This window comes from Kitasatospora sp. NPDC057500 (assembly GCF_042802195.1).
GTDB lineage: Bacteria > Actinomycetota > Actinomycetes > Streptomycetales > Streptomycetaceae > Kitasatospora.
The window spans coordinates 1-20,383 of the sequence record NZ_JBHVER010000013.1 but is presented as its reverse complement, the minus strand read 5'-3'; the positions used below and the strand labels follow the sequence as shown (position 1 = coordinate 20,383).

Sequence of the window (20,383 nt, the reverse complement as noted above, 5' to 3'; positions counted from 1 at the left end):
TTCCGGAAAAAACTTCGCCGGGGAGCGATGAGTTTCCGATGAGTCCCCGGTCTACCCCTGTGAAAGCGCGGCACCGAGCAGCGCGTCCACCGAACAGAGGGAACCACCACCATGACCGAGAACCTCGGCACCCTGTCCATCGTCCGCGAGCTGCCGGCCACCCCGGCCGAGGTCTTCCGGGCGTACGTCGAGCCGGAGCAGTTCGTCCGCTTCTGGGGCCCGGTCGGCACCCATGTGCCGCTGGACACCGTGACCATCGAGCCGGAGGTGGGCGGGCGCTTCGACAGCACGATGGTGATCGAGGAGACCGGCGACCGCTACCCGCTGAGCGGCCGGTTCACCGCGATCCGCGAGGGCGAGATGCTGGAGTTCCTGGAGGAGGGCGTCGGCCTCACCGGCCGGATCACCCTCACCGACCTCGGCGACGGCCGCACCCGGGTGCTCATGGAGCAGGAGGACGTGCCGGCGATGTTCCTGGGCCCGGAGGCGGAGGCCGGCCACAACTCCAGCTTCGACCGGCTGGTCGAGCACCTGTCCGCCCGGAGCTGACCGCCCGGCGACCGGGGCGGCGGAGCGAGGGCCGGCGGAGCGAGGGCTGGCAGAGTGGGGGCGCACCCCCTGTCCCCGAGTCCCAGGAGGCCCCGCCGTGTCGGTCGAGCCGTTGAAGTCCCGTGAAGAGTGGTTGGCCTCGCTGCCGCGGATCTACGCGGCGGCGGGGTGCGTCCTGCGGGACGCCTCCGGGCGGATCCTGCTGGTCAAGGCGGGGTACCGGGAGTACTGGCAGTTCCCCGGCGGCACCATCGACCTGGGGGAGGGGCCGGCCGAGTGCGCGGCCAGGGAACTCCTGGAGGAGACCGGCATCGTGCGGGAGGCCGGGGACCTGCTGGCCATCTCCTGGACCCACCCGTCGGACGAACTCGACCATCCGGCCGAGCACTTCCTCTTCGACTTCGGCAGCGTCCCGGACGGCACCCCCGTGACCGTCCCGGCCGGCGAGCTGGACGACCACCGCTGGGTCGGCGATGACGAGGCGCTCGAACTGCTGGGCCCGGCACGCTCGTTGCGGCTGCGTGCGGCCCTTGGGGCGAAGCTGGACGGGCGGGTGCGGATCGTCACCACCCATGTGTCGGGCTTCTGACCGGACGGTGGTGTTCCGGGGTGTTCCGGGGCCGCGCCCGTCCCGCACGGCCCCGGAACGGCTCCTTCAGTCCTGCTGCTGGTCGCCGGCGCCCGACGCGATGAAGGCGGCCAGGAGCTCGCCGACGAACCGCTCGATCTCCTCCTTCTCCACGCCGAGGTCGTTCAGCACCCCGGCGCCGTTCTCCAGCTCCAGCAGGGCGAGCAGGATGTGCTCGGTGCCGACGTAGTTGTGGCCGAGCTTCAGCGCCTCCCGGAAGGTCAGTTCCAGGGCCTTCTTGCCCCGGGCGTCGTAGGGGATGAGCGCCGGGACCTCGGTGCCGGGGGCGGGCAGCACGGCGGCGGCGGCCGTGCGCAGCGCCTCCGGGGTGACGCCCTGGGCGGCGAGCGCCCGCACGGCCAGGCCGTCCGGCTCGACCAGCAGGCCGAGCAGCAGGTGCTCGGCGCCGATCTCGGCGTTGCCGGCCTGCCGGGCCTCCTCCTGCGAGGCCATCACGACGTGCCGGGCCCGGTCGGTGAACCGGCCGAAGCCCTGGCTCGGGTCGAGGTCGTTGGGGGTGGCCGGGTCCTTGGGGACGAAGCGCTTCTGGGCGGCCTGCTTGCTGACGCCCATGCTGCGGCCGATGTCGGTCCAGGAGGCGCCGGAGCGGCGGGCCTGGTCGACGAAGTGGCCGATGAGGTGGTCGGCGAGTTCGCCGAGGTGGTCGGCGGCGATGACGGCGTCGGAGAGCTGGTCGAGCGCGTCGGTGTGGAGCTTCTTGATCGCGTCGATCAGGTCGTCGAGGCGCAGCTGAGTGGTCTTGGGAACGATCGGATTCTCCATAGCGTCAACCGTAGGTTGTCGATCCTGGATCGTCAACCTTGGGTTGACGCTATGGCGAGTTGGCCGCTAGCGCTTCTCCCACGCGTACGCCGCCGAGACCGGGTGGCTGCGGTACTTCTCCCACTTCGGCTTGAGCGCGATCCAGGCGTCGTCCACCACCGCCTCCCGCATCTCGGTCAGCGTCCAGCCCGCCGCCAGGCCGGCCGTGAGGTGGTCGGAGACCAGGTGGACGTGGGTGGTGATGGCGATGTCCGCGCCGTCCGCGCCGGTGAAGTGGGTCGGCATGCCGGCGGCCATGATGAAGTACGGGTGCAGCCCGACCAGGACGCAGCGCCCGCCGGGTCGGGCCAGCCGGAAGGCCTCGCGGTAGTACGGGCGGAGGTCGGCCAGGTGCTCGTCGATCAGCGAGGAGACCACCAGGTCGTAGGCGCCGGCTTCGAGCCCCGTGGCGGCGACGTCGCCTTCCTTCAGGCTGTCGTGGGCGCCGCGCTCCTCGGCGCGCGCCAGCATCTCGGGGGTGAGGTCCACCCCGTCCAGCACCAGGCCGTCGCCGGCCTTCCCGCGCAGCCAGGCGCCGGTCCGCCCGGTGCCGCACCCGAGGTCGGCGGCCCGGCGGACCTCCGGCCACGGCGGTGTCGCGAGCCGGTCCAGGACGGCGAGGTCCATCGCGTCCTCGACGGTCTGCTCGTAGCTGTCGACCCAGCCGGCGTAGCCGGTCCGGACGTCCACGGTCGGGTAGTTGCGGGTGTCGAAGTCGGAGAAGTCCACCATGCCCGGCAGTATTGGGCGCCGCCCCGGCCGGCCGCGAACGATTATCGGAGCGTCAGCTTGAATCCGTCGTGGCTGCGGTCGAAGCCGAGCGAGTCGTAGAACCGGTGCGCCCCGGTCCGCCGCTTGTTGCTGGTCAACTGGACGAGGGCGCACCCGCGCTCCCGCGCCCGCTCGATCGCCCGGACCATCAACTCCCGCCCCAGCCCGGCTCCGCGCCGGTCCGCCCGCACCCGGACCCCCTCGATCAGCGCCCGCTCCGACCCGCCCCGCCCGAGCCCCGGGATGTACGTCACCTGGAGGTACCCGAGCACCGTCCCGTCCCCCTCGTCGAGCACCAGCATCTCGTTGCGCGGATCGGCGTCGATGTCGGCGAAGGCCCGGGCGTACGCCTCGCCCACCTCGACGGAGGCCGGATCGGCCACCCCCTCCTCGTCGGTGAGCAGCGCGATGACGGCGGGCAGGTCCCGGCGGGTGGCGGTTCGGAGGATCACGCCCGGAGTCTGCCAGGGCGCGGACCGGGTGCCGGACCGGGTGCCGGAGCGGGAAGTCGGACGGGCCGGCTTCCCGGTCGCCGGATGTCCCGTCAGGAGGGCAGCAGGCGCGCGCGGACGGCGGCGAGGTCGGCGGGGGTGACGCCGGCGGCGAGGAGGTAGGAGGCGGGGGTGAAGCCGGCGAGGGTGGCGGCGAGGGCGGTTTCGGCGGTGGTGCCGGCCTCGGCGAGGGCGGCGTCGATGCGGTGGAACGGGTCGGGGAGGCCGAGCATCCCGTACAGGGGGCGGACATTGGGGGTGCTCAGCAGGTAGTCGGCGACGATCTCGGCGGGCTCGACGTCGGCGAGGGCGAGCAGCAGGAGGGCGGCGAGGCCGGTCCGGTCGCGGCCGGCGCCGCAGTGGACGACCAGGCCGCCGGGGCGGGCGCCGGCGATCGTGGTGATCAGCTCGGCGGCGGCGTGCGGGCAGTGGTCGAGGTAGGGGCGCAGGGCGAGCGGGGTGCCGTCGAGGTGGCCGTGGGCCTGCCACCAGGCGGGGCCGGCGAGTTCGTCCAGGGGGACGCGGACCAGTTCGACGTCCTCGGGGAGCGGGAGGAGCGGCTTGTACTCCTCGGCGTTGCGCAGGTCGACGACGGTGCGCACGCCGTGGTCGAGGAGGGCGTCCCAGCCTTCGGCGGTGAGGCGGTCCAGGTTGTCGGCGCGGACGATCGCGCCGGAGGCGGTGCGGGTGCCGGTGGTGGTGCGCAGCCCGCCCAGGTCGCGGACGTTGAGGCAGCCGTCCCAGACCAGGGTGCGGTCCTCGGTGGTGGTGGCGCGCGCGTCGGCCCGGCTCATCGGTTCCCCGTTTCCTCGACGAGGAGGTCCCGTTACCCCCTCGTTATACGAGGACTTCCGGTGAAGCCGGATGGTTCCTGTGATGGTCGGATGATCAGTGGTGCGAAGCCCGGGGCCGTGTCAGGGGTGGTCGAAGTCCCAGAGCGGCCGGCCGAGGGTGTCCATGCACCGGACGACGGCGAAGAGCTCGTCCCCGGCGGAGAGGAAGCCGTGGGCGACGCCGCGCAGCACGGTGCGCGCGGCCGCGTCCGCCCTCGTCCAGGCGCCGGTGAGGACGAGTGCCCCGCCGACCAGTTCGGCGCGCTGGATCCGGGCCACCGGGACGGCCAGCAGGGCGGCGTTGACCTGTTCGAGCTCGGCCGGGGAGAGGTAGGTCTCGCCGGCCGCCGTGCCGCGCTCCCGTTCGGCCCGGCGGCGCAGCTCGGGCAGTCCGTAGTGGCGGACGGCGGCCACCGAGTCGTCCAGGGCGACCCGCCAGCGCGGGCCGGGCAGCACCTCCCACCAGACGTCCTCGCAGACCGGCAGCAGCTCGCCGATCCGGGCCCGCCAGGACTCGACGCCGTAGACGGCGCGCGGGTCGGGGCGCGGGCCGGGGAAGGCCGCGGCGGTCCAGTCGGCGCGGCGCACCAGGCTCAGGTCGAAGGTGTAGCGGAGCCGGCCGTCGGCGCGCTGCTCGACCAGGCCGAGCAGCGCCCAGTGGGTCGGGTCGGGGAGGCTGAAGGTCCGCCGCCAGCCGGTGAGGCCCAGCAGGCGGAGGGCGGGTGCGAGGTGGTCGCGCAGGCCGCGCTCGAAGAGCTCGTGGGCGGCGGAGGTCATGGCGTTCCTGGGGGTGGGGGAGCGGCCGGCAGCACCTGCAGCGCGCGAAGGGGTGGGGGCGCGAGGCGGCGGCGAGAATGGATCGTTCACCTACAACGTAGGTGATAAGGCCATTCTGGCGTCACATGCGAAGGGCGGGAGCTGTCGGGACCTTCGACCTGAAGGTTCCATGGGGGTTGGTCCGCGTTTCGGTCGCGGTCCGCCGGGTTGCGGACGGAGTACCGCGGGACGGTCCCGGCGCAGTGGCACGGGACGTTCGCCCGAATGGCGGATGATGTGGCGGGTGCAGAGTGCAGAACGCCCCGGAGCGGGCACCGACAACGCCGTCGGCCGGTCCGGACCGGTCCCGACGTCCGGACCGCCACCAGGCCCGCCCGCGGGCGGCGCGACCACCACCCCCGTCGATCTGACCGAGGCCGTCAGGGCGGCGCAGGGCGGGGACGAGGAGGCCTTCCGGCTGCTGTTCCGGAGCGTCCAGCCGGGCCTGCTCCGCTACCTGCGGGTGCTGGTCGGTGGCAGGCCCGAGGACGCCCAGGACGCCGAGGACATCGCCTCCGAGGCCTGGCTGCAGATCGCCCGCGACCTCGGCTCCTTCACCGGCGACGGCGACGGATTCCGCGGCTGGGCGGCGACCGTCGCGCGCAACCGGGCGCTGGACCACCTGCGGGCCCGCCGCCGCCGACCGGTCACCGACCTGCCCTTCGAGTACCTGTCCGGGCTGGCCGGCGGGGACGACACCGCGGGCGCGGCGCTCGCCTCGGTCGGCACCGCGGACGCGCTGGCACTGATCTCCCGGCTGCCCCGGGACCAGGCCGAGGCGGTGCTGCTGCGGGTGGTGATGGAACTGGACGCGGAGAGCGCCGCCCAGGTGCTCGGCAAGCGCTCCGGCTCCGTCCGGATGGCCGCGCACCGGGGCCTGAAGCGGCTCGCCAAGCTGCTGGAGCAGTCGTTCCCGGCGAACGCGGGCGGCTCCGGCATCCCGGCCGCGCGGCGCGGCGGGGACGGTACTCCGGGGGGCGGCCCGGCCGTCGGTCAGGCCGGGGGGCCGACCGGCGGCGGGGCGGCCCGGAAGGGGCTCGGACGAGCCGCGAAAAAAAATTCTCCGCAGGGTGTGACAGAACGCCGGGCCGCGACGCTGAAGGACATGAGATGAGCACCAACCGATCCCGTCGGATCGACCGTGACACCGCCGAGCAGCTGCTCGCCGGTGCCGTGGGCGGCCCGTCGGCCGGGCGGGACGCCTCGCTCACCGGCCCGGACGGCAGCACCGGGCACGCGGGACCCCTTCCGCCCGGCAACGGGCCGCAGGAACGGGTCGCCCGGGTGCTCGCCGCCGCCGCGGCGCCGGCGGAGCAGGGCGAACTGGCCGGGGAGGAGGCGGCCCTGGCCGCGTTCCGGGAGGCCCGTCTCGCGCCCGTCCCCGCAGTACCCGCCGCACCCGCACCCGTCCGGAGACGTTCGATGGCAACCGCCGCGCTGACGAGGGCCTTCAGCACGAAGGCCGCCGTCGTCGTGCTCGGCGCCACTGCGCTCGGCGGGGTCGCGGTCGCGGCCGGCACGGGCAACCTGCCCTCGCCGCTGGGCGGCGGTTCGAACACGCCGGAGCGGCACGTGGTCGCCCCCGTGACGTCCGCTCCGCAGAGCACGACCGGGACCCGTTCCGGAACGCCGCCGGCCGGTGGGCCGTCGGCGGAGCCGTCCACCGCCGCTCCGGCCGGTGGAGCGTCCGGCGGTCCCTCGGAGAGTCCGTCGAGCGGCCCGGCCACCCCCGGTCCGGCCGCCTCCGACCCCGCCGCCTCGGCCGGCCGGCCGACGGCGTCGCAGCCGCCCGCCGCCACGCCGGGGGACGGGCGCGGCCCGTCGAACCCGGTGGCCCACGCGGCGCTCTGCAAGGCGTTCTCCGACCGGGAGGGCAAGGGCGAGCGGCCGCGCACGCTGGTCACCGACCCCCAGTTCGGCGGGCTGGTCGCCGCGGCCGGCGGGGTGGACAAGGTGGAGGAGTACTGCGTCCGGCTGCTGCGCGGCGCGGGCGACGACGGCCGCCAGGGCACTCCGGCACCGTCCCGGCCCGGTGCCGCGACCTCCGGGGCCTCCGGAGGCGGCGGGAGCGGCGGGACCGGCAGCGGCAACGGCCAGGGCGCCGGCGGTTCCGGCAGCACCGGCCAGGGCAGCCAGGGCGCCGGCAGCCAAGGTGCCGCCGGTGCGAACGGTGGCGCCGGCCGGGCCTCGAAGGCGGCCACCGCGCCGCCCGCGGCGGTCACCCCGGACGTGCCGGGGCCGGCGAGGACCGACCGGCCGGACAGCACCGGCACCACCCCGGGCCACACGAGGTGACCCACGATCTCCGGATGGGCGGCGAGCGATTCCCCCCGGGCCCGTCGCCCATCCGGACCGCACCACCGCAGTAACGCAGTACCCCGCACCACCGCAGTACCCCGCTCCACCCGAGGACCCCGAGTGGCCGGCCGGCTCCCCCGTGCCAGTCGTCCACCCGGCCGGTCCCGGACGGTCCCGCGGGCGCACCCCGGAACGCGCCCGCAGGACCGTTCGGACCGGACCCCGCCGGCCCGCCCGCCCGCAGTCAGGGCGGGCCGGCACCCCGCTCGACCAGTCCGACCAGGACCGATCGTGACCGTCGTCCCCGTACGACCACGAGCCGGCGGTCGGGGATCCGCTGCCCGGTTCCCCGGCCGCCTTCCTCCTTCCGGCGGGCCCGCCGGCGGCCGGGGCTATCGTGCACAGGTGCACGAGGCGGCCCGGGACCCCGGGCCGGGCCTCTGAGGGGAGCGGTTCCAGGTGATCGGACGCGCGCTGAACGGGCGCTACGAACTCGTCGAGATACTCGGCGTCGGCGGCATGGCCACGGTCTGGCGCGGGGTGGACCACGTGCTGGGACGCCAGGTGGCCGTCAAGGTCCTCAACGGGGGCCTCGCCGACGACCCGCGGTTCGCCGAGCGGTTCGGCCGCGAGGCGCAGCACGCCGCGATGCTGGTCCACCCCAGGATCGTCATGGTCTTCGACTCCGGGGTCGACCAGGGCTCGCCGTACATCGTGATGGAGCTGGTGCAGGGCCGCTCGCTGGCCGCACTGCTGGCCCAGCGGCCGGTGCTGCCGGTCGAGCAGGCGGTCGGGATCGCGGCCGCGGTCTGCGAGGGGCTGGCCCACGCGCACGCGGCGGGCCTGGTGCACCGGGACATCAAGCCCGGCAACATCATGATCACCGACGACGGCGGGGTGAAGGTCGTCGACTTCGGCATCGCCCGGGCGGGCTCCTCGCACAACCTGACCCAGACCGCCTCGGTGCTCGGCACTGCCGCGTACCTGTCGCCGGAGCAGGCCACCGCGAGCCCGCTGGACGGGCGCACCGACCTGTACGCGGTCGGCTGCGTGCTCACCGAGATGCTCACGGGCGCGCCGCCGTTCACCGCCGAGACTCCGGTGGCGATCGCCTACAAGCACGTCGGGGAGCAGCCGCTGCCGCCCTCCGCCCGGCGTCCCGGCCTGCCGCCCGTGCTGGACGCGGCGGTGCTGCGGCTGCTCGCCAAGCACCCGGCCGCCCGTCCGGCGGACGCCGTCGCGGCGCGGGCCGAACTGCTGGCCTGCGTGCCGGGGCTGGTGCCCGCGGACCCGACCACCGAACTGCTCGCCGCCGCCCCGCTGCCGCCCGCCTTCCCGGCCCCCGCGCCCGCCCTGGACCAGCAGCACACCACCCTGCTGCCGCCCCAGCCGGCGCCGCCCGTGCCCCCGGCGGCCACCTCCGTGATGGCGCCGATCCCGGCGGGCCCGCCGCCGGCGGAGCCCGAGCGGGAGAGCCGCCGCAAGCCGATCGTGTTCGGCGCCCTCGGCCTGGCCGGTGTCGCGGGCGCCGCGGTGCTCGCCCTCACCGCCTTCGACGACCCGTCGACCCCCGCCGCCGCGCCGTCCGCCCGCCCCACCGCGACCGCCACCGCTGCGCCCACCCCCACCGCGACGCCGACGCCGACACCGACCGCCACCACCCCGTCCGCCCGCCCCACCCCGACGGCCCCCGCCGGCACCCCGGCCCCGCACGACCCGGCCCCGCTGATGCAGATCAACGCCCTGCGGCAGAGCATCGCGCAGACCCAGGTGGAGAAGGACCGCGGCCGCCAGATCGAACTGCTGCGCACCCTCGACGAGGCCACCGCCCGCCTCAACGAGGGCCGCCCCGACGACGCCGCCGCCAAGCTGAAGAGCGCCCAGCGCTCCGTCCGCGACCTGGCCAAGAAGCACGCCATCGACGGCCAGACCCACCAGAACTGGAACTCCCGGCTCTCCTCCCTCATCACCTCCCTGAACGCCGTCGCCGACGAGGAGGAGGAGTGACCCCGCCACGGGCCCGGCCGACGAGGTCTTCGTCGGGCGGGCCGACGGCGGCGGCCCGGTCCGCCAGGAGGCCGCGGCCAGGCGGGTCCACGGCGCCCGCGCGCCCACCGGCCGCCACCGGCTCGCCCTGACGCACGACCGCCGGCGCCCGGTCGTGGCGACGGACCTGCCCCGCGCCGCCCGGACCCCGGTCAGGCGCCGAGGAAGCGTTGGAGCTGCTGGAGGAGGTAGTTGGCGCCGGTGTAGCCGAGGGGCTGGAACCAGAGCTGGTCGTCGACGGGGAAGGCGCGGTGGGCCTTGACGGCCTCCAGGGACTGCCAGGCCGGGCTCGCCAGGGTGGCGGTGAGGCCGTTGCGGGCCGGGTCGCCGTAGCCGGCGTAGAGGAGCAGGTCGCCGTCGGCCTTCGCGAGCTGGTCGGGCGGGAGCTCCTGGTCGGGCTGGTCGGTGTTCTGGGCGTCCGGTCGGGCGAGGCCGGCCTCGGCGAGCACCGAGCCCGGGAAGGTCTGCCGGCCGTACATCCGGATGCCGCCGCCCTCGACGAAGCGGAGCAGGCTGACCCGCCGACCGCTCGCCCTGGCGTTCGCCAGCGCGGTCACCACCTGGTTGACGTGCCGCTGGTAGGAGGCCGCGAACGCCGCCGCCGCGTCCTGGCGGCTGAGCGCCTGGGCGTGGGTCTGGACGTTGGCCTTCCAGGGCGCGCCGGTGGTCTGGGTGAGGACGGTCGGGGCGATCGCCCGCAGGTCGTCGTACCGGCCGCCGTCGCGGGACTGGTTGGACAGGATGAGGTCGGGGCGCAGGGCCCGGACCGCGGCGAGGTCCGGGGCACCGACCGGGCCGACGTAGGCGATCCGGTCGAGCCGGGAGGCGGGCCAGTAGTCGGGGAACGCCCGGTCCGCCGCGGGCCGGGCCGCGCCGACCGGGGTGATGCCGAGGGTGAGCGCGGAGTCCAGTTCGGCGGTGTCCAGGGCGACCACCCGCATCGGCGCGCCGGGCACGGTGACCGGGCCGGTGGCGGTGGCCACGGTGACCGGCGGCAGCGGGGTGGGCGAGGGGGTGTCGGCGCTGGCCGGGAGTCCGGCCGGCGGGGGTGCGGGGTGGCGGGTCGTGCAGCCGGTGAGCGCGGCGCCGCCGAGCCCGCCGAGGGAGGTCAGCAGGGTGCGGCGGGTGAGCGGGGACATCGGCACCTCGGACGGCGGGGGGAGGGTGAGCGCGGGGTGAGCGCAGTCCGTCGATTATGTCCGAATTGGTGCATAAAGTTTTGCTATGCGCCCGTCTTGGCCGCCCACGGCGCGCCCGGTACCACCAACGGCGTCCCGGTCACCGGATCCGGCACCACCACCGAGTCCAGCCCGAACACCTCGCGCACCAGCTCCGCCGTGACCACCTCGGCCGGCGGGCCCTGCGCGACGATCCGGCCTTCCCGCATCGCCACCAGGTGGTCCGCGTACCGGGCCGCCTGGTTGAGGTCGTGCAGCACCGCGACGATCGTCCGCCCGCGCTCCACGTTCAGCCGGCGCACCAGGTCCAGCACCTCGACCTGGTGCGCGATGTCCAGGAAGGTGGTCGGCTCGTCGAGCAGCAGGATGTCGGTGCCCTGGGCGAGTGCCATGGCGATCCAGACCCGCTGCCGCTGCCCGCCGGACAGCTCGTCCACACCGCGCTCGGCCAGCTCGGCCGTCGAGGTGCGCTCCAGTGCCTCCGCGACCGCCGCCTCGTCCTCCGCCGACCACTGCTGCCACCAGCTCTGGTGCGGCTGGCGGCCGCGCGACACCAGGTCGGCCACCGCGATGCCCTCGGGGGCGGACGGCGACTGCGGCAGCAGGCCGATCCGCCGGGCGATCTGCTTGGTGGGGACGCGCGCCAGCTCCTCGCCGTCCAGCAGCACCGCGCCGCGGGTCGGCTTCAGCAGCCGGCCGAGCGCGCGCAGCAGGGTGGACTTGCCGCAGGCGTTCGGTCCGACGATCACCGTGACCCTGCCGTCCGGGATCTGCAGCGAGAGCTGCTCGGCGACCGTCCTGGCCTCGTAGGCGAGGGTCAGCTCCCGCGCTTCCAGGCGGTGGACGGACTCGGTGTCGACGGACACGGCGTCGGCGGGCATCGGGACCTCCACGACTCAGGCACCTCCACGGCGGGAGCGGATCAGCAGCCACATCAGGTACGGCGCGCCGACCAGCCCGGTCACCACGCCGACCGGCAGCTCGGTGGGCGCCAGCATCCGGCGGGCCAGCAGGTCGGCCAGGACGACGACCAGTGCGCCGGTGAGCGCCGAGCAGAACAGCGGGATCTGCGCCGAGCGGGCCAGCCGCACGGCGATCTGCGGGGCCATCAGCGCGACGAAGTCCACCGGACCGGCCGCGCCCGCCGCGCAGGAGGCGAGAACCACGCCGAGCAGCGCCATGCCGAGCCGGATCCGGTTCAGCCGCAGCCCGAGGCCGACGGCGGTGGCGTCGTCGAAGGAGATCGAGCGCTGCGCCCGCGCCGCCCAGAGCGCCACCGGCGTGGCGGCCAGCAGCACCCAGGCGAGCCAGCCGGCCTGGTCGTATCCGGCGCCGTTCAGGCTGCCGGTCATCCACACCTTGGCGGCCTGCGCCTGGAAGCCGTCGCCCTTGGTGAGGAACACCGAGGTCAGCGAGGAGAGTGCGACCGAGATGCCGATGCCGATCAGCACGAAGCGCTGGGCGTGCAGCCCGCGCCGCCAGGCCAGCAGGTAGACCAGTAGGCCGGCCACCAGTCCTCCGGCGACGGCCGCGTACGGCACCTGGCCGGTGGAGTCGACCACGCCGTAGGCCAGCAGGCCGACCACGGTGGCGGTGGCGCCCCAGGAGACGCCGACCACGTCCGGGCTGGCCAGCGGATTGCGGGCGACGGTCTGGATCAGTGCCCCGGCCAGCCCGAGCGCGGCGCCGACCAGCAGGCCGACCACCACGCGGGGCAGCCGGAACTCGCCGACCACCAGTTCGTGCGGGCTGGGCTGCCCGAGCACCACCTTCAGCACCTCGCCGGGCGCCACGGTGGACTCGCCCAGGCAGAGCGAGGCGACGACGGTGGCGGCGAGCGCCAGCAACAGGCCGAGCGCCGCGTAGCCGGAGCGCCGGTGCAGCAGGAAGGAGACGCCCCGGGCGCGCACCACGGTGTAGCCGCGCAGCGGGACCATCGGGGCCGTCATGCCGCCACCACCTTCCGCCGCCGGACCAGTGCGACCAGCACCGGCACACCGACCAGTGCGGTCATCACACCGGCCGGCACCTCGGAGGGCGGGAACAGCACCCGGCCCAGCGTGTCGGCGAGCAGCAGCAGCGCCGGGCCGAGCACGGCGGAGAGTGTGAGCACCCAGCGGTGGTCGGCGCCGGCCACCGCGCGGGCGGCGTGCGGCACGGCCAGGCCGACGAAGGCGATCGGTCCGGCCGCCGCGACCGCCGAGCCGGTCAGCACGGTGGCGCCGAGCGCGCCGACGGCCCGGACCAGGCCGGTCTTCGCACCGAGCCCCTTGGCGGTGTCGTCGCCGAGCGCCAGCGCGTCCAGTCCGCGCGCCACCGCGAACACCAGCACCGTGCCGACGGCCAGGAACGGCATCAGCTGCCAGGCGACGTCCGCGGTGCGGCCGGAGAGCGAGCCGACGTGCCAGAACCGGAACTGGTCCATGGCGGCGGCGTCGGTGGTGAGCACCAGGGTGTTGAGCGAGGTGATGAACGCGGACATCGCCGAGCCGGCCAGCGCCAGCTTGATCGGCGTCGCCCCGCCCCGGCCGCGTCCGGCCAGCCCGTACACCACCATGGTGGCGATCACCGCGCCGGCGAAGCCGAACCAGACGTACCCGGTGAGCGTGGAGACCGAGAACGCGGAGATCGCCAGCACCACGCCGGCCGCCGCGCCCTGGCTGACGCCGAGGATGCCGGGGTCGGCGATCGGATTGCGGGTGATGCCCTGCATCACGGTGCCGGCCAGGCCGAGCGCCGCGCCGACCGCGAGGCCGACGACCGTGCGCGGCACCCGCAGCTCGCGGATCACGACGGCGTTGGTGGTGTCCCCGCCGTGCAGCAGGGCGTCGACGGTGTCGCCGAACGGGATGTTCCGGCTGCCGACCGCCAGGCTCAGCAGCACCGCGGCGGCCAGCACGGCCAGCGCGGCGGCGAGCCACAGTATTCGGCGGCGCAGCAGGCGGGTTCTGCCGGGCTCGGTGGTGTCGGTCATGGCTCTCTCTCGCAGATAGCTCAGGCAAACCTAAGTTCCACGCGGAAGCCGGGGCAAATCGTTCCTTCGGGCAGGTCGGCGGCCCGGAGGGCGCGGACGGCCCGGCCGGGCGCGTTGGATAGCCTGACGGTCATGCCCGCTATCTCGGACGCCCCGCTCACCGTCGGCTTCGACCTCGACATGACGCTGCTGGACACCCGGCCCGGCATCCGTGCCACCTACCTGGCGCTGTCGGCCGAGACCGGGACCTTCATCGACGCCGATCTGGTGGTCACCCGGCTCGGACCGCCGCTCGTCGACGAACTGCGCAACTGGTTCCCGGCGGAGCGGCTGGAGGCGGTCGTGGACCGCTACCGCACGCTGTACCGGGACCACGCCTTCGCGCCGACCGTCGCCCTGCCCGGAGCGCACGCCGCCCTGGAAGCGGTCCGCGCGCACGGCGGCCGGGTCGCGGTGATCACCGGCAAGTACGAGCCGAACGCCCGGCTGCACCTGGAGCACTCGGGTCTGCGGGCGGACGCGGTGGCCGGCGACCTCTGGGCGGAGACCAAGGGCGACGCGCTGCGCGAGCACGGCGCCACCGTCTACGTCGGCGACCACCTGGGCGACATCCGGGGCGCCCGGCACGCGGGCGCCGTCGCGGTGGCGGTGGCCACCGGCCCGTACGGCCCCGAGGAGCTGCGGGCGGCCGGCGCGGACGTGGTGCTGCCCGACCTCACCGCCTTCCCGGCCTGGCTGGCCGGGCACCTCGGCGCGGTCGTCTAGGACACCTCTCAGGCGTTGGCGCGGGAGCGGCGGCGCTGGGCCCGCGCGGAGAGCAGCAGGCCGGTGAGGGCGAGCAGGAAGCCCAGCGGCATCAGCATGCTCAGCCAGTACGCGGCGGTGGGCAGCGGCGTCAGGCCCAGGAACAGCGGCACGAAGGTGACGAGCGTGGCGAGCGCGCCGAGCCCGAAGACGATCGCTCCGGCCTTGACGTAGGCGTCGCCGCGGTCGGCGCTCTGGCTGCTCACGGGGTCTGCTCCTCTGCGGCCGGGACGGCGGGTTCGGCTGCCGCCCCAGTCTCGCAGAGGACGCCGGGGGTCGTTTCGGCACGGTGGCGGCGGCGCTGCCCGGGACCGCTTCGCGGACGAGCGGCCCCGTCACGTTGCGCAGTTTTCCGGGCGCTGGGAGTTTTGATCCCTGCTGGGCGGGGGTATGCAGGCTGTGCCGAGGGGTGCGATCAGTGCGCCCCCTTTCTCTCCGACCGGGGGTGCGAGCCTGTGGACAGCGCCGAGCCGCGCCCCGGCCATGCCGGTTCCGGGTCGCCCGTGGCCGTCGGAGCCCCGTACGGATCTTGTGCGGAACGCGGATGAGACAGTGACGGACCGTTAGTCTGCTCCTTACAGCGTGCTGACCGTGCGAGCCCCCGCGGGCGCGTCCCCCAGGGCCGGCCCGCTGTCCCACCACCCAGTGATCCCCGGCCAGGGCCGGGATCCCTCACACCCACATCGAGGACTGTTCGAGATGCCCACCGGCCAGGTCAAGTGGTTCAACGAGACGAAGGGCTTCGGCTTCCTGTCGCGCGACGACGGCGGCGACGTCTTCGTCCACACCAAGGCGCTGCCCGCCGGGATCACGTCGCTGAAGCCGGGCCAGCGGGTCGAGTTCGGCGTGGTCGCCGGGCACCGCGGCGACCAGGCGATGCAGGTCCAGCTGCTGGACGCACTGCCCTCGGTGGCCGCCGCCCAGCGCAAGAGCCCGGACGACATGGCGGCGCTGGTGCAGGACCTCATCACGATGATGGACGCGGTGCTGCCGGGCCTCCAGCACGGCCGCTACCCGGCCAAGCCGGCCGGGCAGAAGCTCGCCGTGCTGCTGCGCGCGGTGGCCGACCAGTTCGACGTGTAGGGGGGCCGCGCGGCGGGGCTCAGAAGTCCAGCGCACCCGGGCCGAGCGGAGGCACCAGCCCTTCCGCGGCGGCCCGGGTGAGCAGCGCGCGCACGGCCGCCCGCCCCTCCTCGCCGAGGTCCGCGGTGAACTCGTTCACGTACAGGGCGATGTGCCGGTCCGCGACGGACGGGTCCATCTCCTGGGCGTGCTCCAGCACGTACCGGCGGCTGGCCTCCGGGTCGTCCCAGGCCTGCCGGACGGAGGCGCGGACCGTCGCGGTGAGCTCCCGCAGCCGCTCGGTGCCCAGCGAGCGACGGGCGATGATCGCGCCCAGCGGGATCGGCAGGCCGGTCTCCCGCTCCCAGGCCTCGCCCATGTCGGCGAGGCAGCGCAGACCGTAGTCCTGGTAGGTGAACCGGGCCTCGTGGATGACCAGGCCGGCGTCCACCCGGCCGTCCCGGACGGCGGGCATGATCTCGTGGAACGGCAGCACCACGATCTCGCCGAGGCCGCCGGGCACCGCCTTCGCCGCCCAGAGCCGGAACAGCAGGTAGGCGGTGGACCGCTCGGAGGGGACCGCCACCGTCCTGCCGCTGAGGTCGTCGCCGCTCTCCGGGCGGGTCAGCACCAGCGGGCCGCAGCCGCGGCCGAGCGCGCCGCCGCACGGCAGCAGGGTGTACTCGTCCAGCACCCACGGCAGGGCGGCGTAGCTGACCTTGAGGACGTCCGGCCCGCCGCGCTCGGCCAGGCCGTTGGTGACGTCGATGTCGGCGAAGGTGACCTCGGGGGCGTCCGCGCCCGGGACCAGGCCGTGCGACCAGGCGTGGAAGACGAAGGTGTCGTTCGGGCAGGGCGAGTACGCGATGCTCAGCCGTTCAGCCACGGCCGGCCTCCTTCACTAGCGCGGGGTGGGGCAGGGCGGCGAAGGCGCGCTCCAGCGCGGCCAGCGCCTCCCCGATCCGCCAGGTGGACCGGTCGCGCGGGCCCACGGCGTTGGAGACGGTGCGCAGTTCGAACGACGGTACACCGTGCCGGGCGGCGGCCTCGGCGACCCCGAAGCCCTCCATCGCCTCGGCCACCGCGTCCGGGTGGCGGGCGGTCAGGGCGGCGGCGCGCGCGGCGCTCCCGGTGACCGTCGACACGGTGAGCACCGTTCCGGCGACCGCGCCCAGGGCCTCGGCGGCGAGCGCCACGGCGGCCGGCGCCGGGGAGTGCCGGACGGTCCCGAAGCCCAGTTCGGTGACGTCGGCGAAGCCCTCGGGGGTCTCGGCGCCGAGGTCGGCGGCGACGATCTCGGTGGCGACCACGGTCGCGCCGACCGGCGCCCGGGGGGCGAAGCCGCCGGCGATGCCGGCCGAGAGCACCAGGTCGTAGCGGGCGGCGCCGAGCGCGGTGGCGGCGGCCGCCGCCGCGGCGCCGGGGCCGACCCCGCCGGCCAGCACGTCCACCGTCACCCCCGAGGGGTGCGCGACGCGGTCCAGCGCGCCGCCCGGCAGCGCCACCCGCTCCGGCGGGGCCTGCGGTGCGCGGCCCAGGCCGCGCAGCACGGCGTCGGCCTCGGCCGGCACCGCGACGACGACGAGCAGCCGGGCCCGCGCGGGGTCCGACTGCTCGTCGGGGAGTCGTACCGTCACCGGACGACCGTCAGCTGTCCTGGGTGTTCAGCTGGAAGTACCAGACGGCGTAGATCGAGTCCGGCGCCTTCGGGTCGGTCTCGACCACGGTGATCAGGGTCTTGCCGGAGGCGTTGAGAGCCTTGCTGGCCGGCACCGAGCCCGAGAAGGTCACGTCGCGCGCCGCCGAGGCGAGGATGAACCGGCCGCCCTGGCCCTGCTGGCCGCCGTTGGTGTTGGCCCACCAGCCGCGGTCCGCGACCTCCGGGCTGACGCCGATGGCGATCCGGTCGCTGAGGACCACGTCGGACGAGGGGAGGGTGCCGTCCTCCAGGGCCTTGCCGGCCTTGTCCTGGCACTCCTCCTGCTGCTGCTCGGTCAGCGGCTGGCCGCCGTTGAAGCAGAACGGGTCGACGGCCTGCGAGGAGTTGCCGACCACCAGGGTGGCGCGGTGGTCGCTGATCTCGTGCTGGTTCGCCGCGTAGGCGATGGACCCGCCGACCGTGCCGGCGGCGATGACGACGACGGCGCCGAGGCCGGCGACTGCGCGGGTGCTGAGGCTCATGCGTCAGAGGCTACCGGGCTTTCGCGATCACGCTACGCGGGGGTCGGGCACCGCGTGTTGTCCGCGGGGACGCCCTACGCGACCCGGGGCGCGGCCGGGCGGGGGCGCAGCCCCACCCGCAGCAGCGAGCGGAACGTCCAGAGCAGCACCACGCCGACCACGGCGGCGGCCACCGAAAGGCCGAGCGCGCCGTCCAGCGGCAGCAGGATGCCGACCGCGCCGCCCGCCACCCAGGACAGCTGGAGCGCCGTCTCCGAGCGGGCGAAGGCGGAGGTCCGCACCGACTCGGGGACGTCCCGCTGGATCAGCGCGTCCAGCGACAGCTTGCCCAGCGAGGCCGCCAGTCCGGCCGTCCCGGCGACCGCGACCACCGTCACCGTGCCGTACCAGAGCGCGGCGGCGGCCGTGGCGCAGCAGGCCAGCAGCAGCATCGCGGTGACCGTCAGCTCCGGGCCGCGCGGGCGCAGCCAGGCGCCGAGCACCGAGCCGAGCGCGTTGCCCGTCCCGGCGGCCAGTGCCACCAGGCCGAGCGCCAGGGTCGGCTGGAGGCCCCCGATCGGGTTGTCGCGCAGCAGGAACGCCAGGAACAGCACCAGGAAGCCGACCAGCCAGCGCATCGCCGCCATCGCGCGCAGCGCCAGGATCACCGACGGGCCGACGGTGCGCAGCGAGGCCTTGGGCCGCTGCCCGGCGGCCTCCGGACCAGGGGTGTCGTCGTGGCCGCGGCCTTGCAGCACACCGAGGTGGTGGCCCGGCGGGGGCTCCTCGGCGTGCAGCACGGCGCGCTGCTCGCCCTTGGCCGAGTCGACCGCGTGCGGCAGGTGGAAGGCCATCAGGGTGCCCGCGACGAACACCAGGAAGGCGCCGCGCAGCGGCCAGCCCGGCCCGATCAGGTGCAGCAGCCCGCCGACGCCCGCCGCGACCATGGTGGCCAGCAGCCCGGCCAGGGTGACCCGGGAGTTCGCCTTCACCAGGGAGAGCCGGCTGGGCAGCAGCCGGGGCACCACCACGCTGCGCACCACCCCGTACGCCTTGGAGGCGACCAGCACGCCGAGCGCCTCCGGGTAGAGCGCCAGCCCGCCGCCGGCCACCACGCCGGCCATCGTCCAGGCGAGCACCGCGCGGGCCAGCATCGACGTCGCCATCGCGGCCCGGCGGCCGTGCGGCAGGCGGTCCAGCATCGGGCCGATCACCGGGGCGAGCAGGGCGAACGGCGCCATGGTGACCAGCAGGTAGAGCGCCACCCGGCCGCGGGCCTCGCCGGTGGGCACCGAGAAGAAGATGGTGGAGGCGAGCGCCACGGTGATCAGCATGTCGCCGAAGGCGTTCAGCGCGTGCAGTTCGATCAGCTTGGCCAGCCCCGACTCGCCGGCGCCCTCGGCGGCGGTGGCCCGGCGGATCCGGCGGCCGGTGCCGTGCACCACCTTGCCGGTGCGGGAGCCGGCCGCGGAGGCGGTGCGGACCAGGAAGTGCCGGCGGGGCTCCTCCCCCTCGGGCACCTCGGCGGCCCCGTCGGCCTCGGCGTCGGGCAGTGGCGAGGGGTCCACGGACCGCGGTTCGTCCGCGGCGTGGACCGGAGGCTGCTGTCGCGGCACGGCGTTCGCCTCGTCGGGGCTGCCGGTCTGCGAGGCGCGCAGTGCGTGCTGCGACGGGTTCTCGTCCGCCACATGCCCATCCTGCCCCAGAATCAGGACGGCGACGCGGGATTCCGCACCGCGCCGCGCGGCCGTCGGCCGGCGTTCCCGAACCGGACGTCCCGGAGCCACTCCGGACGCCCCTGACGCCCCGGACTGTGCCGGGCGGCCGACCGGCGGGTAGCCTGCCCAGGGTCCGCCCGAGGGCCCGACCGGCTCCGGCGGACCTGACGAGCGGCGCGGCCGGTATCCGCGGTGGCCCGCGGTCGCGCAGAATGGACGAGGGACACCGAGCCGCGACGGAACAGGCAACTCGCCGTGGGCGACAGAAGAACTGGGAGAGAATCGACGCCGTGAGTGCTGCGATGCGAAGCCGTACCCCTGATCGGCTCTGTGCCGAGGCCGTCGAACTCGCCCGTCAGGCCGCCGAGGACGCCGTCGGCGCCGAGACCGTCGGAGCCCACCTGGGTGTCCAGGCCGAGGCCGACCGTGTCGTCACCCATACCTTCGAGTGCCTGGACGCGGCCTACCGCGGCTGGCACTGGGCCGTCACCGTGGCCCGCGCCCCGCGCGCCAAGAACGTGACGCTGGACGAGGTCGTGCTGCTGCCCGGCGCCGACGCGATCCTCGCCCCGCAGTGGGTGCCGTGGAGCGAGCGGCTGCGCCCCGGCGACATGGGCCCCGGGGACCTGCTCCCCACCGACGCCGACGACCTGCGCCTGGAGCCGGGCTGGACCGGCGAGGACGAGCCCGCGCCGAACTCCGCCGTGGCGCAGGTCGCCCAGGAGGACGTGCTGGTCTCCGACCCGGACATCCAGCCGGCGCCGGTGCGCGCGCAGATCAGCGCCGTCGCCGACGAGCTGGGCATGGGCCGCAGCCGGGTGCTCTCCCGGCTCGGCATGCACCTGGCCGCCGACCGCTGGGAGAAGGCGCACGGCCCGCAGACGCCGATGGCGCAGTCCGCCCCGGCCTCCTGCGTCAGCTGCGGCTTCCTGATCCCGATCGGCGGCACGCTCGGCCAGGCCTTCGGCGTCTGCGGCAACGAGTTCGGCCCGGCCGACGGCCAGATCGTCTCCTTCGCGTACGGCTGCGGCGGGCACTCCGAGGCGGCCGTCATCCCGGCGCCGCCGGCGCCCGCCGAGCTGATCCTGGACGAGCTGGTGGTCGAGCCGCTGCCGCTGCACCCGGACCGGCTCTCCGGCTCGGTCGAGCCGGACGCGCCCACCGAGGAGCTCGGCCACTCCTGAGCACGTTCGCCGTACCGGCGGCGGCCCGTCCCACCCGGTGGGGCGGGCC

At 75.2% G+C, this 20,383-nt stretch carries 22 protein-coding genes; 8 read left to right on the top strand and 14 right to left on the bottom strand.

Annotated elements, in window-relative coordinates; genetic code table 11:
- The first annotated feature begins 111 nt into the window (after window positions 1-111).
- Both ACFU74_RS04900 and ACFU74_RS04895 read left to right on the top strand, forming a co-directional pair.
- The gene (locus ACFU74_RS04900; protein WP_380751798.1) at window positions 112-549 is read left to right on the top strand and encodes an SRPBCC domain-containing protein; all 438 of its coding nucleotides are present in this window, start codon (window positions 112-114) and stop codon (window positions 547-549) included.
- Window positions 550-646: 97 nt separating this feature from the next.
- The gene (locus tag ACFU74_RS04895) at window positions 647-1,138 is read left to right on the top strand and encodes an NUDIX domain-containing protein (RefSeq protein ID WP_380751795.1); all 492 of its coding nucleotides are present in this window, start codon (window positions 647-649) and stop codon (window positions 1,136-1,138) included.
- Window positions 1,139-1,204: 66 nt separating this feature from the next.
- Here ACFU74_RS04895 and ACFU74_RS04890 read toward each other — a convergent pair whose 3' ends face one another.
- From ACFU74_RS04890 to ACFU74_RS04870, 5 genes are all read right to left on the bottom strand, one after another.
- Window positions 1,205-1,960, bottom strand: a complete 756-nt coding sequence (locus ACFU74_RS04890; RefSeq protein ID WP_380751792.1) for a Clp protease N-terminal domain-containing protein — start codon at window positions 1,958-1,960, stop codon at window positions 1,205-1,207.
- 66 nt (window positions 1,961-2,026) lie between these two features.
- Window positions 2,027-2,731 carry a class I SAM-dependent DNA methyltransferase gene (locus ACFU74_RS04885; protein ID WP_380751789.1) on the bottom strand — a complete coding sequence of 235 codons (705 nt, stop codon included), beginning with the start codon at window positions 2,729-2,731 and terminating at the stop codon, window positions 2,027-2,029.
- Between the two features lie 41 nt (window positions 2,732-2,772).
- Complete coding sequence (locus ACFU74_RS04880) at window positions 2,773-3,222, bottom strand: GNAT family N-acetyltransferase (RefSeq protein ID WP_380751786.1); 450 nt, start codon at window positions 3,220-3,222, stop codon at window positions 2,773-2,775.
- Window positions 3,223-3,314: 92 nt separating this feature from the next.
- Window positions 3,315-4,055 (bottom strand): tyrosine-protein phosphatase, encoded by a 741-nt coding sequence (locus ACFU74_RS04875; protein WP_380751783.1) that lies wholly within the window; start codon window positions 4,053-4,055, stop codon window positions 3,315-3,317.
- A gap of 120 nt (window positions 4,056-4,175) precedes the next feature.
- Window positions 4,176-4,871 (bottom strand): hypothetical protein, encoded by a 696-nt coding sequence (locus ACFU74_RS04870; protein ID WP_380751780.1) that lies wholly within the window; start codon window positions 4,869-4,871, stop codon window positions 4,176-4,178.
- Window positions 4,872-5,145: 274 nt separating this feature from the next.
- Here ACFU74_RS04870 and ACFU74_RS04865 point away from each other — a divergent pair, with 274 nt between their 5' ends.
- From ACFU74_RS04865 to ACFU74_RS04855, 3 genes are all read left to right on the top strand, one after another.
- The gene (locus ACFU74_RS04865) at window positions 5,146-6,024 is read left to right on the top strand and encodes an RNA polymerase sigma factor (protein WP_380751777.1); all 879 of its coding nucleotides are present in this window, start codon (window positions 5,146-5,148) and stop codon (window positions 6,022-6,024) included.
- Entirely contained in the window at window positions 6,021-7,205 is a 1,185-nt protein-coding gene (locus tag ACFU74_RS04860; RefSeq protein ID WP_380751775.1) for a hypothetical protein, read from the top strand. The genes ACFU74_RS04865 and ACFU74_RS04860 overlap by 4 nt, the downstream gene beginning before the upstream one ends.
- A gap of 462 nt (window positions 7,206-7,667) precedes the next feature.
- Window positions 7,668-9,215, top strand: coding sequence for a protein kinase (locus ACFU74_RS04855; RefSeq protein WP_380751772.1), 1,548 nt, complete (start codon window positions 7,668-7,670; stop codon window positions 9,213-9,215).
- 191 nt (window positions 9,216-9,406) lie between these two features.
- Here the strand turns inward: ACFU74_RS04855 and ACFU74_RS04850 are convergent, their stop codons facing one another.
- The 4 genes from ACFU74_RS04850 to ACFU74_RS04835 all read right to left on the bottom strand — a co-directional run bounded on the left by ACFU74_RS04850 (window position 9,407) and on the right by ACFU74_RS04835 (window position 13,406).
- Window positions 9,407-10,393 carry an ABC transporter substrate-binding protein gene (locus ACFU74_RS04850; RefSeq protein ID WP_380751770.1) on the bottom strand — a complete coding sequence of 329 codons (987 nt, stop codon included), beginning with the start codon at window positions 10,391-10,393 and terminating at the stop codon, window positions 9,407-9,409.
- Window positions 10,394-10,476: 83 nt separating this feature from the next.
- Window positions 10,477-11,313: an ABC transporter ATP-binding protein gene (locus tag ACFU74_RS04845; RefSeq protein ID WP_380751767.1), complete on the bottom strand. Its 837-nt coding sequence runs from the start codon at window positions 11,311-11,313 to the stop codon at window positions 10,477-10,479.
- 15 nt (window positions 11,314-11,328) lie between these two features.
- Window positions 11,329-12,381, bottom strand: a complete 1,053-nt coding sequence (locus ACFU74_RS04840) for a FecCD family ABC transporter permease (RefSeq protein ID WP_380751764.1) — start codon at window positions 12,379-12,381, stop codon at window positions 11,329-11,331.
- Window positions 12,378-13,406 (bottom strand): FecCD family ABC transporter permease, encoded by a 1,029-nt coding sequence (locus ACFU74_RS04835; RefSeq protein ID WP_380751762.1) that lies wholly within the window; start codon window positions 13,404-13,406, stop codon window positions 12,378-12,380. Before ACFU74_RS04835 ends, ACFU74_RS04840 begins: the two co-directional genes overlap by 4 nt.
- A gap of 132 nt (window positions 13,407-13,538) precedes the next feature.
- Here ACFU74_RS04835 and ACFU74_RS04830 point away from each other — a divergent pair, with 132 nt between their 5' ends.
- Complete coding sequence (locus ACFU74_RS04830; protein ID WP_380751759.1) at window positions 13,539-14,171, top strand: HAD family hydrolase; 633 nt, start codon at window positions 13,539-13,541, stop codon at window positions 14,169-14,171.
- A gap of 8 nt (window positions 14,172-14,179) precedes the next feature.
- On the opposite strand, the gene ACFU74_RS04825 is transcribed toward ACFU74_RS04830, so the two are convergent.
- Window positions 14,180-14,416, bottom strand: coding sequence for a hypothetical protein (locus ACFU74_RS04825; protein WP_380751756.1), 237 nt, complete (start codon window positions 14,414-14,416; stop codon window positions 14,180-14,182).
- Window positions 14,417-14,909: 493 nt separating this feature from the next.
- On the opposite strand from ACFU74_RS04825, the gene ACFU74_RS04820 reads away from it, so the two are divergent.
- Entirely contained in the window at window positions 14,910-15,293 is a 384-nt protein-coding gene (locus ACFU74_RS04820) for a cold-shock protein (protein ID WP_350558304.1), read from the top strand.
- A 19-nt stretch (window positions 15,294-15,312) separates the two neighbouring features.
- Here ACFU74_RS04820 and ACFU74_RS04815 read toward each other — a convergent pair whose 3' ends face one another.
- From ACFU74_RS04815 to ACFU74_RS04800, 4 genes are all read right to left on the bottom strand, one after another.
- Window positions 15,313-16,158, bottom strand: coding sequence for a 1,4-dihydroxy-6-naphthoate synthase (locus tag ACFU74_RS04815; RefSeq protein WP_380751753.1), 846 nt, complete (start codon window positions 16,156-16,158; stop codon window positions 15,313-15,315).
- Window positions 16,151-16,909, bottom strand: a complete 759-nt coding sequence (locus tag ACFU74_RS04810) for a futalosine hydrolase (protein ID WP_380751750.1) — start codon at window positions 16,907-16,909, stop codon at window positions 16,151-16,153. Before ACFU74_RS04810 ends, ACFU74_RS04815 begins: the two co-directional genes overlap by 8 nt.
- Before the next feature lie 10 nt (window positions 16,910-16,919).
- Window positions 16,920-17,453: a hypothetical protein gene (locus ACFU74_RS04805; protein WP_380751747.1), complete on the bottom strand. Its 534-nt coding sequence runs from the start codon at window positions 17,451-17,453 to the stop codon at window positions 16,920-16,922.
- Window positions 17,454-17,527: 74 nt separating this feature from the next.
- Window positions 17,528-18,952, bottom strand: coding sequence for an MFS transporter (locus tag ACFU74_RS04800; RefSeq protein ID WP_380751940.1), 1,425 nt, complete (start codon window positions 18,950-18,952; stop codon window positions 17,528-17,530).
- Between the two features lie 500 nt (window positions 18,953-19,452).
- Between ACFU74_RS04800 and ACFU74_RS04795 the strand changes: the two genes are divergently transcribed.
- Window positions 19,453-20,334 carry a DUF3027 domain-containing protein gene (locus tag ACFU74_RS04795; protein WP_380751744.1) on the top strand — a complete coding sequence of 294 codons (882 nt, stop codon included), beginning with the start codon at window positions 19,453-19,455 and terminating at the stop codon, window positions 20,332-20,334.
- The last annotated feature ends 49 nt before the right edge of the window (window positions 20,335-20,383 follow it).